This window comes from Xanthomonas sp. (assembly GCF_017163755.1).
Classification (GTDB): Bacteria; Pseudomonadota; Gammaproteobacteria; order Xanthomonadales; family Xanthomonadaceae; genus Xanthomonas_A.
Genome location: NZ_JAFIWC010000002.1, coordinates 84,860 through 99,293, shown reverse-complemented (window position 1 = coordinate 99,293; position 14,434 = coordinate 84,860). Strand labels below are relative to the sequence as shown.

The following is a 14,434-nucleotide window of genomic DNA, read 5'->3' as shown; positions in this document are numbered from 1 at the left end:
CTCGGATTGCGGCCAGAATCTAACCCTCGATGGCATCGGTCACTCGCGTGACTGCGTGAAGTTGGCGCTGCAGCGATCAGCTAGGCGCCGCGTGACTCCGGAGGAGGCGGAGGCGCTGCGTGCGCAGCAGCGCAATCGCGAGGCCGCGCAGCGCGAACGTGATGCGGAGTTGCGCCGGGAAGTCGTGCGGAGCGCACGCGAAGCGTTGCTGGGCATGGCTCCCACGGCCAACGCCCGGCGCTCGGAGCTGGACGACGTGGCCTACAACATTCACAACGCCTACAACTGGCAGGGACGCGGCGACCAATGCGTCACCGCGGTGGTGGAAAAGCGCAATGGCCGTCACGTGGTGTTTCCCCAGCGCTTCATGTCGGTGATGGAGCAATACGCGTTGCGTCATTACGCCGGCCATGGCCTCGTGTTCAAGCCGGCGGGCGGGGCCCATTTGCACGCGGAGATGTACGTAGTGCTGCACTACCTGTTGCGTGAGAAGAACCCAGCTCTGGAAATAAAGCGCATCGGTGTCAGCAAGCCGATCTGCCCGTTATGCCGGGCGGTGCTGGCCTACCTGGGCATCGGATTCTCGGAAGGATGGGTGACCAGCGAGCCGAGCACCCACTGGCTCGATCCCTGGCGCCTGTTGCCCAGCACCTGCAAGCCCGCCGTCGATCATTGGCGGAAGAAAGGTGACCCGGACGACGATGCCGGGGTCGGAGGCGGAGGGGGTCCTCCGTATCGCCGATCGGTGTCTGAGTCCGCCTACGGCTGGAGATCGCTGGCCGAACGCAGTCGCGCGCAATGGGATTGCGTCCGCTGCTCCGGACGAACGAACACTCCCCGCTCTGCCGATCGCCGATCCGGAATCGCAATTTCCGCCCACAGGGTTTGGGGAGCATTGATCAATCTGCCGAATACGATAGGAGTTCCGCGTCATGATGTTCCTTGCGATCGAGAATATGGCAAGCGCCTATGGGTACAAGCAAAGCAATACGCGCAGTGGCGACAAAAATAAAAATAAGAACAACAAGAAGAAAAATAAGAAAGGCGGGGCTCCGGCGCGGAAAAGCGGCAAGGACGCGATATACCAGGCCAGACGAGCGCTGGCCGAGGCTGTGGACTTCGATCCGGAGAAGGACGATTCGGTTGGAGACTTTATCTTTTGCGTGAAGATGTTCGCCGAACAGAACAAGGACAAGTGCCGCTACGGCGTAGCCGGATCATTGAATAGCCTTCTCAAGCGGATTGCGATCGAATGTAAAAGTGGCGGCATGACTTTCGATACATTGGTATTCGCCGGGCATGGAAACACCGGGGTGATGACCGTTGGGATGGGGTGTACGCCGCTTGGAAAAATGGAGCAGCTGAAGCAGCCAGAGCATCAGGCCGCTCTCGCCGGCTTGCAGATGGACCGACGCATGATCAACGTACAAAACACCCAAACCTGGCAAGACATGTTCAAGGCCCATCGCGAGTGCTTCACTCCCTCTCGGTTGGATGACACATTTCATGTGATATTCGCCGGATGCAGCACGGGAAACATGAGCGAATCAAGCTATCGGCACCTTACGCATGTGGTGGCGGAACAGCTGTCGTCGGTACTCGGCTGCAGAGTGAATGCTTACGGTACGGACGACGAGATAGTCAATGATGACATCCTGGATATTCTCAAGAGCATGGGAACCATCAAGACATCCGCAACGGGTGCTAACGGATCGTACCGGCTCCCATCGGGTGTGTCATTGGACTGGATAAAGAAGGGGTAGGACACGCCAGCGCTCAGACCGGAAGCTATCGGCGCCGATATGAGCCGTGGCCGATCGACCGGATGCCTCGCTGCTCGCGGACCGGTTCCGGATCGTCGACCGCCACTCGCGCGAGAAGCACGTGGCATTCATCGGTAGTGGAAGGTATCTACATCATTCGGGAGAGGTGGGATATGGGAAGGACGCATGCGAAAAAGATCAAGCACCGCGCTCGCAGGTTAGGTGCTCGGTTTCGCTCCTCGAGGGTGCGACTGAAGGATCTGGAGAGGAAGAAGGTCAGTTGGCTGTCGAAGAAGATACTGACCTCGATGGGGGTTCCGGCCAAACCGGGGCCGGGGTCGATTTGTCCCAGGTGCGGGCGCGCGTCTGCGGCATTCGAGTTGGACCATATGGGCCCCTGGCGGCAGTATGTGGCTGCGTTGGCCGGTCCTCATATGATCAATGGCACGATCAAGCTCTCCTATGTTCGAGCGCTCTACAACGATCCGGAGAACCTCTGGTGGATATGCAGGTCTTGCAACGGAAGGAAGAGTGACTACATATCCGAAGACGGTAGCTTTCCCATATCCGGCGTGAGGGGGAGGGATGTGGATCTGGATGATATCGCCCCGCAGTAGCGTATCGAATGCCGTCCGCGGCACGGCAACCATCGTGAGTCCGAATGCCCTCGCCGAGCCTCGGGGTTCGCGCGGTGCGCTTAGAGCTTTTATGAGGTGGCGGCGGAAGGTCTTTCGATCCGCTTGCTCTCTCGCGCCGGGAACCGATGTGGAAGCGGAGCAATGTCGTCGGTATGCGTGATACTTGAGCATCATCTTCGCCATCCGGCCGGCCATGCCCGACTTCCCGCTCAGTCCGTTCTTCGCCGCCGGCCGGAGTACCTCGGTCGCGCACGTTCCCTCTGCGAAGCGGGATGCCAGCGCCTGGACCGGTGTTGCGCCGGCCTCCAGGGTGTTCGCCCCACCATGCCACTGACCCCCGCCGCCTGGCAGCGCCTGCAGGCGCTGTTCCACCAGGCCTGCGAGGTGCCGGAGGCGCAGCGCGCCGCCTTCGCGCAGGCGCAGGCCGGCGACGATCCGGTGCTGCTGCACGAACTGCTGGCGATGCTCGCGGCGGACATGCGGCCCACCGATATCGCGCAGCAACCGGTGCTGGCGGCGATGCGCGGCTTGGCGCAGGCGCCGGCGGTGCCGACCGGCACCCGCTTCGGGCCGTGGGCGATCGACCGCCTGCTCGGGGCCGGCGGCATGGGTCGGGTCTATCTGGGCCATCGCGCCGATGGCGCCTACGAGCGCGAGGTGGCGATCAAGCTGGTCGCCGCCGCGGCGCTGGATGCGCAGCAGCGCGCGGTGTTCGAGTTCGAATGCCGGCTGCTGGCGCAGATGCAGCACCCGGCGATCGCGCAGATCCACGACGCCGGCACCGATGCGCAGGGGCGTCCGTACCTGGTGATGGAATATATCCGCGGCGAGCCGCTGACCCGCTGGTGCGAGCAGCAGGCGCTGTCGCTGCGCGCGCGGGTGGAGCTGCTGGTGCGGGTCGGCGAAGGCGTGCAGCACGCGCACCAGAAGGGCGTGATCCACCGCGACATCAAGCCGAACAACGTGCTGGTCGGCGCCATCGACGGACGCGCGGCGCCGAGCATCATCGATTTCGGCATCGCGGTCGAGACCGCCGACCCGTCGCGCAATCCGGCCGGCGCGCGCGGCACGCCCGGCTACATGAGCCCGGAGCAGGCGCAGGGCGATGCGGGCGGGATCGATGCGCGCAGCGACGTGTACTCGCTGGGCGCGATGCTGTACGAGTTGATCTGCGGGGCGCGTCCGGAGCTGTTCGAGCGCGGCGTGCCCGAAGCGCCGTCGCGCTGGATCCAGGCGCAGCCGGAGCCGGAGCGCCGCGCGTTGGCCGCGCGGCGCGGGCTTGCGCCTGCGCGGTTGCTGCGCGCGCTGCACGATGGCCTGGACGCGATCGTCGTGCAGGCGATGGCGCCGGACCGGACAGCGCGCTATGCCTCGGTGTCGTCGCTGCTCGACGACCTGCGCCGCTGGCTGGGCGACTATCCGCCGCGCGCGTTGAAGGCGCAGCGCTGGATCGGCGCGCGCAAGTTCGTGCAGCGGCATCGCAGCGCGGTGGTGGCCTCGTCGCTGGTGCTGTTGAGCCTGCTCGGCGGCCTGGCCAGCACCGCGTGGTCGCTGCGGCAGATCGCGCGCGAGGCGCAGCGCGCGCAGGTGACCGCCGGCTTCCTCGGCTCGCTGCTGTCCAGCGTCGATCCGGCGGTCGCCAAGGACCTGGACAAGACCCTGCTGCTGCAGGTGATGGACCGCGCCTCGCTGCGCGCCGCGCGCGAACTGGCCGGCCAGCCGCAGGCGCTGGTCGACGTGGAACTGACCATCGGCAGGAGCCTGATCGGCCTGGGCGAATACCGGCGCGCGGTAGCGCAGCTGCAAGCCGTGCGCCAGCACGCCGCGGCGCACCTGGGCAGGTACAGCGATGAAGAGCTGCAGGCCATGCGCATGCTCGGCGAGGCGCTGGTGATGGTCGGCCAAGCCCGCCAGGCCGAACAGGTGCTGCGCGAGGCGATCGGCCAGGTGCGGCGCCGCGACGGCGTGGATTCGCCGCTGGGCTACGACCTGCAGTCCCGCCTGAGCTGGGCGTTGCGCGAGCAGGGCGATTACCAGGCGGCGCTGCGGGAGAGCAAACAGGCCTACGGCGGACTGCTGCGCACCCGTCCGATCGACGACCAGGATGTGGTGACCGCCGGCGACCGCTACGCGGCCAACCTGGCCGACGGCGGCGCCTACGACGCGGCGATCGCGCTGACCGGCGAGCTGATCCGCCGGCGCAGCGCGCGCCTGGGCGCCGATCATCCGCTGACGCTGTCGCTGCGCAACAGCCTGGCGGTGTACCTGCTGATGAAGCGCGATTTCGCCGCCGCCGAGACGCAGCTCAAGGCGATGCTGCCGGTGTTCGTGCGGCTGTACGGCGCCAACGGCGTCGATACGCTGATGATCCACGCCAACCTGGCCGGCGCGCTGCGCCAGCAAGGCAAGCTGACCGAGTCCGGCCCGCACTACCGCGCGGCGCTGCACGGCTGGCGCGCGAAGTACGGCGACGAACACCTCTCCAGCATCATCGCGCGCACCAACCACGCGTTCTGGCTGCTGGACGACGGCCAGCCGCAGCGCTCGGCCGCCGAGCAGCGCGCCGCGCTGGCCAGCGCCGAGCGCGCGGTCGGCGAACGGCACGCGGTGACCGCCGAGATCCTGCGCGGGCTGGCCGAGGCCGAGATCGCGCTGGGACAGCCGGTGCCGGCGCGCGGCCATGCCGAGCGCGCCCGCGGCATCCTGATCGGCCTGTACGGCGACGCCGACGGTCCGCTGGCGTCGGTGCGCGAGACGCTGGCCAAGTTGGATGCCGGCGACGTCGCGCCCGTTGCGGCGATCCATGCTGCTGAGACGAAATGACGGGTCGGCGCGCGCGCTGAGGCGCGACACTGGCGCCCTGGTCAACGCGCCGTCCACGCCATGCCGCCCGCCGCCCGCCTCACCGATCTGCACGTCTGCCCGATGGTCACCGGGGTGGTGCCGCATGTGGGCGGGCCGATCCTGGCGCCGGGCGCGCCGACGGTGCTGATCGGCGGATTGCCCGCGGCGCGGCTCAGCGATGCGGCGGTCTGCGTCGGGCCGCCGGACACCATCGTCTCCGGCGCGCCGGCGGTGTTGATCGGCGGCCTGCCGGCGGCGCGGATGGGGGACAGCACCGCGCACGGCGGGACGATCACGCTCGGTTGCTTCACGGTATTGATCGGATAGGGGACAGGGCATGGAGCAGGCCGGGGCCGCGATGCGGCGCGAGCAGGGGGAAGCGGCGCTGGACGGCATGGGGACGCCGCCGACGCTGGCGCAGGCCATCGCCGCGCACCGGGCCGGGGACCTGGAGGCGGCCGAGCGCGGCTATCGCGCCCTGCTCGCCGCGCAGCCGGCGCAGGCGGACGCGCTGCACTTCCTGGGCGTGCTCAGCCACCAGCGCGGGCGCAGCGACGCGGCGGTGGCGCTGATCGGGCGCGCGTTGGCGCTGATCCCGGCGCACCCGGACGCGCACAACAACCTGGGCAACGTGCACAAGGAATGCGGGCGCCTGGCCGACGCGGAAGCCTGCTACCGGCGCGCGCTGGCCAACGGCCCGGCGCACCACAACGCGCTGAGCAACCTGGCGGTGGTGCTGGAGGCGCAGGCGCGGCTGGAGGAGGCGTTCACCGCCTATGCGCAGCTGCTGCAGCAGGCGCCCGGCTTCGCGCACGGGCACTACCTGCTCGGGCTGTTCCTGCGCAACCATGCGCAGCACCACGAGCATCTGCAGCAATCGGCCGACTGCTTCCGCCACGCGTGGCAACTGGACCGGGACAACCTGCGCGCGCTGGAAGCGCTGGGCACCGCGCTGTACCTGCTTGGCCGCCACGACGAGGCGGTGGGCGTGTATCGCGACTGGCTGGCGCGCGATCCGGGCAACGCGATCGCCCGGCACATGCTGGCCGCCTGCGGCGGCGATGCCGCGCCCGCGCGCGCCGGCGATGCGTACGTGCGCGAGGTATTCGATGGCTTCGCCGACAGTTTCGACGAGCAACTGCTGAACAACCTGGACTACCGCGCGCCGCAGCTGCTGGCCGATGCGCTGGCGCCGCGGCTGGGCGCGCCGCGCGCGGCGCTGGACGTGATCGACGCCGGCTGCGGTACCGGACTGTGCGCGCCGCTGCTGCGGCCGTACGCGCGGCAGCTGGCCGGGGTGGACCTGTCCGCCGGCATGATCGGCAAGGCGCGCCAGCGCGGCGGCTACGATGCGCTGGTGGTGGGCGAACTCACCGCCTACCTGCGCGAGCGGCATGCCGGCTGCGACGTGGTGGTGTCGGCCGATACCCTGGTCTACTTCGGCGACCTGCGCGAGGTGCTGCTGGCGGCCTACGGCGCGCTGCGCGACGGGGGCTGGCTGGCCTTCACCGTCGAGGCGCTCGACGACGCGCCCGAGCGGGTGCTGCTGGGCGCGAGCGGCCGCTACCGGCACAGCCGCGCGCATGTGCGCACGGCGCTGGCCGAGGCCGGCTTCCGCTCCACGAGCATCGACGCCGACGTGCTGCGCAAGGAGGGCGGGCTGCCGGTGCGCGGATGGGTGGTGCTGGCGGGCCGGTGATGCGCGGCGCGCGCACGGACCTCGTCCGCTGGTTAGTAGCCGTCTCAAGCATGTGCCGCTGTCGCGACGGACGCCGCAGCACAAGCGGCGCGGGGCGCGGCCACGGTGCGCAGCGGCGCCCCCGGCGCTGAGACAAAACGTCGGCTTTTGCCGGCAGCGGCATGTGACCATCGCTCGCCGGCCATGCGGCGCAATGGCTCGCGCGGCACCGCCGGCGCGCGCGACCGCACGCGGCGACCGACTTCCTGGACTGTGACCATGGCGCGCACGATCACGCTGCAATCGGACCTAGGCGACCAGCTGCTGTTCTGGCGGATGCAGGCGCACGAGCAGCTGGGCCGCCTGTTCGCGTTCCAGCTGACGCTGCTGTGCAAGCAGGCGCAGCCGGACCTGCGCGGCCTGCTCGGCACGCCGATGGCGGTGCAGCTGGATACCGGCGACGGCTACCGGCGCTGGTTCCATGGCATCGTCGCGGAGATCGCGCAGACCGGCTTCACCAGCATCGACAAGCTCAGCTACGCGGTGCTCGACGCCAGGCTGGTACCCAAGCCGTGGCTGCTGACCCAGCGCCGCGACTGCCGCATCTTCACCGACCAGAGCGTGCCGGAGATCGTGCGCGCGGTGCTGGGCGACATCGGCTACGGCGACGTGCAGCTGAGCCTGAGCGGCGATTACCCCAAGCGCGACTACTGCGTGCAGTACCGCGAGGACGACTTCAACTTCGTCAGCCGGCTGCTCGAGCAGGAGGGCATCTACTACTTCTTCACCCACAGCGCCAGCGCGCATACGCTGGTGCTGGCCGACGCGCTGGGCGCGCATGCGCGCACCCGCGGCTTCGATACGCTGCCCTACGTGCCGCCGGCGCAGCAGGGCAACCGCAACAGCGCCTCGGTCAGCGAATGGCAGCTGGCGCGCGCGGTGCACACCACCCGCCACCAGCTCACCGACTACGACCCGTTGCGCCCGCGCGCATCGCTGGCCGCCGACGAGGAGATCGGCCACGGCGGCGACCTGCACGCGGTCGGCGGCCTGGCTGCGTTCGACTACCCGGGCGCACACGTGCAGGTCGCCGACGGCAAGCGCTATGCGCAGGTTCTGGCCGAAGCGCACAACGTGCAGCGCTCGCGCTATCGCGGGCAGACCACCGCCTGCGGCCTGAGCGTGGGCGCGCTGTTCGCGCTGCAGGACTTCCCGCACCGCGAATGGAACCAGGAGTACCTGGTGATCGCCGCCGACACCACGCTGCAGGCGCCGGGCTATGTGTCCGGCGATGGCGACGACGGCGCGCCGTTCGCGTGCCGCTTCGAGGCCATCGAGAGCAGGCTGCCGTTCCGCAGCGCCGCGCAGGCGCGGCGGCCGACCATCGCCGGGCTGCAGACCGCAGTGGTGACCGGCAGCGACGTCGACGAGGACATCGTCGTCGACCAGCACGGCCGCATCCAGGTCACGTTCCATTGGAATACGTCCGCGCGCAACGGGTCCAAGCCCTCGTGCCCGGTGCGGGTGGCCTCGTCGTGGGCCGGCAAGGGCTGGGGCGCGCAGAGCATCCCGCGCGTGGGCCAGGAGGTGGTGGTCAGTTTCCTGGAAGGCGACCCGGACCGCCCGCTGGTGATCGGCAGCGTCTACAACGCCGATCACCTGCCGCCGTTCGCGCTGCCGGACAACAAGACCCAGAGCGGCGTGCGCAGCCGCAGCGCCGGCGGCGCCGCCGCGGACTTCAACGAGATCCGCTTCGAGGACAAGCTGGGCAGCGAGGAGTTGTTCGTGCACGCGCAGAAGGACCTGCGCGAGGAAGTGGAGAACGACCACTTCGCCACCATCGACAACGACCAGACCGTGACGGTGAAGCGCGACCGCAAGCACACCGTGAGCCGCGACGAGATGCTGGACGTCGGCAACAACGCCACCCACGCCGTCGGCAAGACGTTCAAGCTCAGCGCCGGCACCCAGATCGAACTGGTCACCGGCGCGTCGAGCATCGTGATGAAGAGCAGCGGCGAGATCGAGATCAGGGGCGTGAACGTCAGCGTCTTCGCCCACAACACGGTGAAGGTGGAGAGCGGGGTGCAGGTGGCGATCAAGGGGGCCGCCACCGTGGACGTGGGCGCCGGCGTCAGCGTCAAGGTGCATTCGGATGCGCTGCTGGCGCTGGAGGGCGGGGCGTTGGGCACGCTGCAGGCGCCGGCGCTCAACCTCAAGGCCGATGCGGTGCACAAGATCGGCGGCGCGCTGATCATGATCGGCTGAGGGCACGGTCATGAACGCTATGAACGCGATCGAGCAGGCCTGCGCGGAGATGGAGCTGTCGGCGCCGGCGCGCGCGCGGCTGGACCCGGCGCTGCCGGCGCAGGTGGCGGTGCGCACCCTGCTCGACGGCGGCCAGCCGCAGGATGCGCTGAAGCTGCTGGCGCGGCTGCTGCCCAAGCGTTACGTGGTGGCGTGGCTGTGCCAGTGCGCGCGCGGCGAGGCGCTGGCGCCGGAGGACCGCGCCGGTGCCGCGCTGGCCGAGAAGTGGGTGCGCGAGCCGAACGAGGCCAACCGCCGCGCCGCCTTCGCCTTCGCCCAGGCCGGCGGCTACGCATCGCTGGGCGCGTGGCTGGCCGCGGCGGTGGCGTGGTCGGGCGGCAGCCTGGCGCCTGCGGACCAGCAGACCCCGGTGCCGCCGGCCGAGCACCTGACCGCGCGCGCGGCGGTGGCGGCGATCAACCTGCTCGCCGCGCAGCAGCCGGAACAGTTCGAAGCGCGGCGCAGCGCCTATGCGCTGCACGCGCTCGACCTGCTGGCCGGCGGCGGGGCGGGGCCATGATCGGCGCCGGTGCGCGCGCCGAACCGCGGCACCGCGCGCGGCGGCTTTTCCACTGTTGATCCTGCAAGGGCCTATTCGCGTGTCCACATCGACCAAGCTGATCCTCACCGTCGCCGGCCGCAACGCGGCCCAGTTCGGCGCGCGCGCGCAGATGGCCTTCGCCCAGCGCGGCGGCAGCATCGGCCGCGCCGACGACAGCGACTGGGTGCTGGCCGCGCCCGGCGTGTCGCGTACCCATGCGCTGGTACGCTATCTCAACGGCATGTACTTCATCGAGGACCGCAGCACCAACGGCATGCTGCTCAACGGCGCGGCGCTGCACCGCGGCGACCCGGCCGCGCTCGGCGATGGCGACCGGCTGCAGCTGGACAGCTTCGAGATCGAGGTGCAACTGCAGGCCGAAGCGCCGCCCGTGCCGCCGCCCGCGCAGGCGCCCCCTCTGGACGATGCGCCCGACCTGACCCAGGTGGCGCCCGCGCCGATGCCGCCGCGCGCCGCCACGCCCGCGGCCGAGGACGCGTTCGACTTCGATTTCGGCCTGCCGGCGTTCGGCGGCAGCCCGGCGCGCGCGGCCGCCGGCTACGACGACGCGCTGCTCGGCGATACCGGGCTGGCCAGCGCCGGCGGCGAACTCGACCCGCTGCGCCTGCTCGACCCGCTGCCGACCGCGCCACCGGTGCCGGTGCCGGGCGCGTGGAACCACAGCGCGGCCACCCACGACCATTTCCCTCCGCCGCGCCCGGCGGCTGCCGGCACCGGCTACGAGCTGCCGGAGAACTGGGACCTGACCATCGGCGACTTCGCCCCGCCGCCGGCGCTCTCGCCGCCGCCGTCCGCCGGCGCACCTGCGGCCGCGCATCCTGCCGCGGCGGCGCTGCCACCGGAGCTGGCACGCATCTTCGACATCGTCGTCGACGGGGTGATGGAGGTGCTTCGCGCCCGTGCCGAGATCAAGAACACCTTCCGCCTGCCGGTGACGGTGATCCAGCGTTCGGAGAACAATCCGCTGAAGTTCGCCGCCACGCCCGAAGAGGCGCTGCACAAGCTGCTGGCGCCGACCAGCCCGGCGTTCCTGTCCGGCGCGGCCGCCTTCGACGACGCCTTCGACGACATCCGCTGCCACCAGATGGCGATGCTGGCCGGCATGCGCGCGGCGTTCGAGTCGATGCTGTTCCACTTCAGCCCGGACCGGCTGGAGCAGGAAGCCGACGCCGGCGGCAAGCGCCTGGCCTTCGCCGGCAAGGGCCGCTACTGGGAACGCTACCGCGACAACTTCCAGACCCTGGCCAAGGACCCGGACGAGTGCTTCCGGCGGCTGTTCGGCGACGAGTTCGCGCGCGCCTACGAGGCGCAGCTGGCGCGGCTCAAGTCGTCGCGGCGCGCGGGGAAGATGGGGTAGCCGGGTGCCGTGGCGATCGCCGGCGGCTTGGGGCGCCGACGCGTCGCTGCCGCCCGCGCACGGCATCGCATCCTGTAGGAGCGGCTTCAGCCGCGACACGCGTTGCCGATAGTGCCTGTCGCGGCTGAAGCCGCTCCTACAGCTGGCCAAGGACCCGGACGAGTGCTTCCGGCGCCTGTTCGGCGACGAGTTCGCGCGCGCCTGCGAGGCGCAGCTGGCGCGGCTCAAGTCGTCGCGGCGCGCGGGGAAGATGGGTTGGGGCGCCGACGTGCCGCTGCTGCGCGCGCACGGCATCACATCCTGTAGGAGCGGCTTCAGCCGCGACACGCGTTACCGAGAATGCCTGTCGCGGCTGAAGCCGCTCCTACACAAGCCGCGCTCAGGCGATGGAGGAACACACGCGCAGCGAGTACCGACGGCACCTCGACATCGGCCATATTTCCTGGGCGCAGTACGTCGCCGCGGCATAGCGGCAGCGCTGAGACGAATTGTCGGGTAGCGCATCGGCGCGCTGACCACACTGCATCCGCCAGCCTGGACTGCGCGCGCCGCGCGCCGCGTCCGGGCCTTTTCGGCAAGGGGGATCGCAATGGGGTCGGCTGCCGCGTCCAACGCCGCGGCCGCAGCGGCCATCGACAGCAGCGGGCACGGCGGATCATGCAGAACAACAAGGTCGTCTGGAGCGAGGGACTGTTTCTGCGTCCCCAGCATCTGCAGCAGCAGGAGCGCTACCTGGAGCGCTACGTGGACCTGCGCGCCGGCCGCCTGCGTCCGCACGCGTGGGGCTTTTCCGAACTGGAACTGGAAACCGACCTGCTGGCGATCGGCAAGCTCGGCATCCGCCGCGCGCGCGGCGTGTTTCCCGACGGCACGCCGTTCGCGATGCCCGGCGACGATCCGCTGCCGCCGGCGCTGGACGTGGAGCCGAACTGGCGCGACCAGACCGTCTACCTGACCCTGCCGCTGCGCTCGGCCTCGCAGGCAGACGTGGGCCGCGCCGAGGCGGCGCCGGACCAGCTGTTCCGCTACCGGGTGCGCGAGACCGAAGTGGACGACGCGTCCGGCAGCATGGACGGTGCGGTGCTGATGGAGGTCGGCGGCATGAGCGCGCGGCTGCTGCCGCAGTCGCAGCCGCTGGAAGGGCTGACCCGGATCCCGCTGGCGCGCATCGTCGAATCGCGCGCCGACCGCCAGGTGACGCTGGACGAGGCCTTCGTGCCCACCGCCCTGGCGTGCCAGTCGGCGCCGCGGCTGAGCACGTTCCTGGTGGAACTGCTCGGCCTGCTGCACCAGCGCGGCGAAGCATTGGCCGGGCGGGTGGCGGTCGGCGACCGCGGCGGCGCGGCGGAGATCGCCGATTTCCTGCTGCTGCAGGTGATCAACCGCTGGCAGCCGCAGGTCGCGCACTGGTCGTCGGCGCCGCTGCTGCATCCGGAAGACCTGTATGCGGCGCTGGTCGCGCTGGCCGGCGAGCTGAGCACCTTCACCGTGCCGGGCAAGCGGCCGCCGGCCTGGCCGGCGTACCGCCACGATGCGTTGCAGGCCAGCTTCGAGCCGGTGTTCGCCGCGCTGCGCGGCAGCCTCAGCGCGGTGCTGGAGCAGACCGCGCTGCCGATCCCGGTGCAGGCGCGCAAGTTCGGCGTGTGGGTGGCGATGGTGCCCGACGCGGGGCTGTTCGACAGCGCCGCGTTCGTGCTCGCGGCCAAGGCCGAGGTGCCGGCCGAGGAACTGCGCCGGCAGTTGCCGCTGCAGGCCAAGATCGGCCCGGTGGAGAAGATCCGCGACCTGGTCAACCTGCAGCTGCCGGGCATCGCCGCCGTGCCGATGCCGGTGGCGCCGCGGCAGATCCCGTACCACGCCGGCTACCTGTACTTCGAATTCGACAAGCAGTCGCCGCTGTGGCGCGCGTTGAAGGGCTCCGGCGGCATCGCGTTCCACTTCGGCAGCGAGTTCGCCGGGCTGGACCTGCAGCTGTGGGCGATCCGGAGCTGAGCGCATGAACCGTCAACCGCCCGCCGCCGACGATCCGTTGAGCGATGCCACGATCATGCGCCCGCGCCGCGCCGCCGCCGCGCCCGCCGCGGCCACCGCGCCGGCGGCGGCCGACGCCGACATCAGCGAGTTCCTCGGCCGCAGCGTCAATCCGCTGGTGCAGGCGGCCAGCCCGCTGCTGCTGCTGGCGGTGCAGCTGCGCCACAGCGCGGCCATGCCCGACGTGGCGCGGCTGCGCGAGCAGGTGATGGCGCAGGTGCGGCGCTTCGAACAGCGCGCCCGCGACGCCGGCGCGCCGGTGGAAGCGGTCACCGCGGCGCGCTACGTGCTGTGCGCGATGCTCGACGAGGCGCTGCTCAATTCGCCGTGGGGCGAGCACAGCGGCTGGTCGCAGAAGACGCTGCTGGTGGTGTTCCATGGCGAATCCTACGGCGGCGCCAAGTTCTTCCAGATCCTCGAGCGCCTGTGCGCGGACGTGCCGCGGCACGTGGACCTGATCGAACTGATGTACCTGTGCCTGGCGCTGGGCTTTTCCGGGCGCTACCAGATCGAGGCCGGCGGCCGCGCCCGGCTGGCGGAGATCCAGGACGACCTGTACCGGCGCATCCGCGCCCAGCGCGGCGCCGCCGCCGACACCCTGGCGCCGCACTGGCAGGGCGTGGACGATCGCCGCAACCGGCTGGCGCGCTACGTGCCGCTGTGGGTGGCCGCGCTCGCCGCGGCCAGCGTGGTGCTGCTCGCGTTCGGCTGGTTCAACGCGCGCCTGAACGCGCTGTCGGCGCCGATCAGCGCCGCCGCGGCGCAGATCGGCCTGCAACGCGGCACGCCGCCGCAGGCGAGCCGGCCGCCGCCGGCGACCAGCCTCAAGCAACTGCTGGCGCCGCAGGAACGCGCCGGCCTGCTCAGCGTCGACGAGCGCGGCGACGGCCAGGCGCGGGTGCGCCTGAACGCCAGCGCGATGTTCGCCTCCGGCGGCGTGGACGTGGACCCGGACCAGTTGCCGCTGCTGGGCAGGATCGCCGCCGCGCTGGAGCAACTGCCGGGGCGGGTGATCGTGGTCGGGCATACCGACGACCAGCCGCTGCGCTCGCTGCGCTTCAAGGACAACTACGCGCTGTCGGCGGCGCGCGCCGAGGCGGTGGCGCAGGTGCTCGGGCAGCGCCTGTCGGTGCCGACGCGGATCGAATCGGCCGGCGCCGGCGATTCGCAGCCGGTCGCCATGCCGCCGCAGCTGGCGGCCAACCGCACGCGCAACCGGCGCGTGGAAATCCTGTTCCAACCGGGGGAGTGAGC

Annotated in this window: 9 protein-coding genes and 1 pseudogene; all 10 read left to right on the top strand. The window is 70.4% G+C overall.

What is annotated here, in order from left to right:
• Positions 1 to 55 precede the first annotated feature (55 nt).
• The 10 genes and pseudogenes from JR065_RS02285 to icmH all read left to right on the top strand — a co-directional run bounded on the left by JR065_RS02285 (position 56) and on the right by icmH (position 14,432).
• Positions 56 to 1,012, top strand: coding sequence for a hypothetical protein (locus JR065_RS02285; protein ID WP_206231715.1), 957 nt, complete (start codon positions 56 to 58; stop codon positions 1,010 to 1,012).
• Positions 933 to 1,763 carry a hypothetical protein gene (locus JR065_RS02280; protein WP_206231713.1) on the top strand — a complete coding sequence of 277 codons (831 nt, stop codon included), beginning with the start codon at positions 933 to 935 and terminating at the stop codon, positions 1,761 to 1,763. Before JR065_RS02285 ends, JR065_RS02280 begins: the two co-directional genes overlap by 80 nt.
• Before the next feature lie 962 nt (positions 1,764 to 2,725).
• Positions 2,726 to 5,224: a serine/threonine-protein kinase gene (locus JR065_RS02275; RefSeq protein ID WP_206231711.1), complete on the top strand. Its 2,499-nt coding sequence runs from the start codon at positions 2,726 to 2,728 to the stop codon at positions 5,222 to 5,224.
• Positions 5,225 to 5,284: 60 nt separating this feature from the next.
• Positions 5,285 to 5,572: a PAAR domain-containing protein gene (locus JR065_RS02270; protein ID WP_206231709.1), complete on the top strand. Its 288-nt coding sequence runs from the start codon at positions 5,285 to 5,287 to the stop codon at positions 5,570 to 5,572.
• Between the two features lie 67 nt (positions 5,573 to 5,639).
• Positions 5,640 to 6,944 carry a tetratricopeptide repeat protein gene (locus JR065_RS02265; protein WP_206231885.1) on the top strand — a complete coding sequence of 435 codons (1,305 nt, stop codon included), beginning with the start codon at positions 5,640 to 5,642 and terminating at the stop codon, positions 6,942 to 6,944.
• A 258-nt stretch (positions 6,945 to 7,202) separates the two neighbouring features.
• Positions 7,203 to 9,191 (top strand): type VI secretion system tip protein TssI/VgrG, encoded by a 1,989-nt coding sequence (gene tssI, locus JR065_RS02260; RefSeq protein WP_206231708.1) that lies wholly within the window; start codon positions 7,203 to 7,205, stop codon positions 9,189 to 9,191.
• A gap of 19 nt (positions 9,192 to 9,210) precedes the next feature.
• On the top strand, positions 9,211 to 9,750 hold the full coding sequence (locus tag JR065_RS02255; RefSeq protein WP_429001833.1) for a DUF6931 family protein: 540 nt from the start codon (positions 9,211 to 9,213) through the stop codon (positions 9,748 to 9,750).
• Positions 9,751 to 9,829: 79 nt separating this feature from the next.
• Positions 9,830 to 11,149 (top strand): type VI secretion system-associated FHA domain protein TagH, encoded by a 1,320-nt coding sequence (gene tagH, locus JR065_RS02250; protein WP_343237236.1) that lies wholly within the window; start codon positions 9,830 to 9,832, stop codon positions 11,147 to 11,149.
• A 657-nt stretch (positions 11,150 to 11,806) separates the two neighbouring features.
• Positions 11,807 to 13,141 carry a type VI secretion system baseplate subunit TssK gene (tssK, locus tag JR065_RS02245; RefSeq protein WP_206231702.1) on the top strand — a complete coding sequence of 445 codons (1,335 nt, stop codon included), beginning with the start codon at positions 11,807 to 11,809 and terminating at the stop codon, positions 13,139 to 13,141.
• Positions 13,123 to 14,432: pseudogene (icmH, locus tag JR065_RS02240) on the top strand (type IVB secretion system protein IcmH/DotU). The gene tssK and the pseudogene icmH overlap by 19 nt, the downstream one beginning before the upstream one ends.
• Positions 14,433 to 14,434 lie beyond the last annotated feature (2 nt).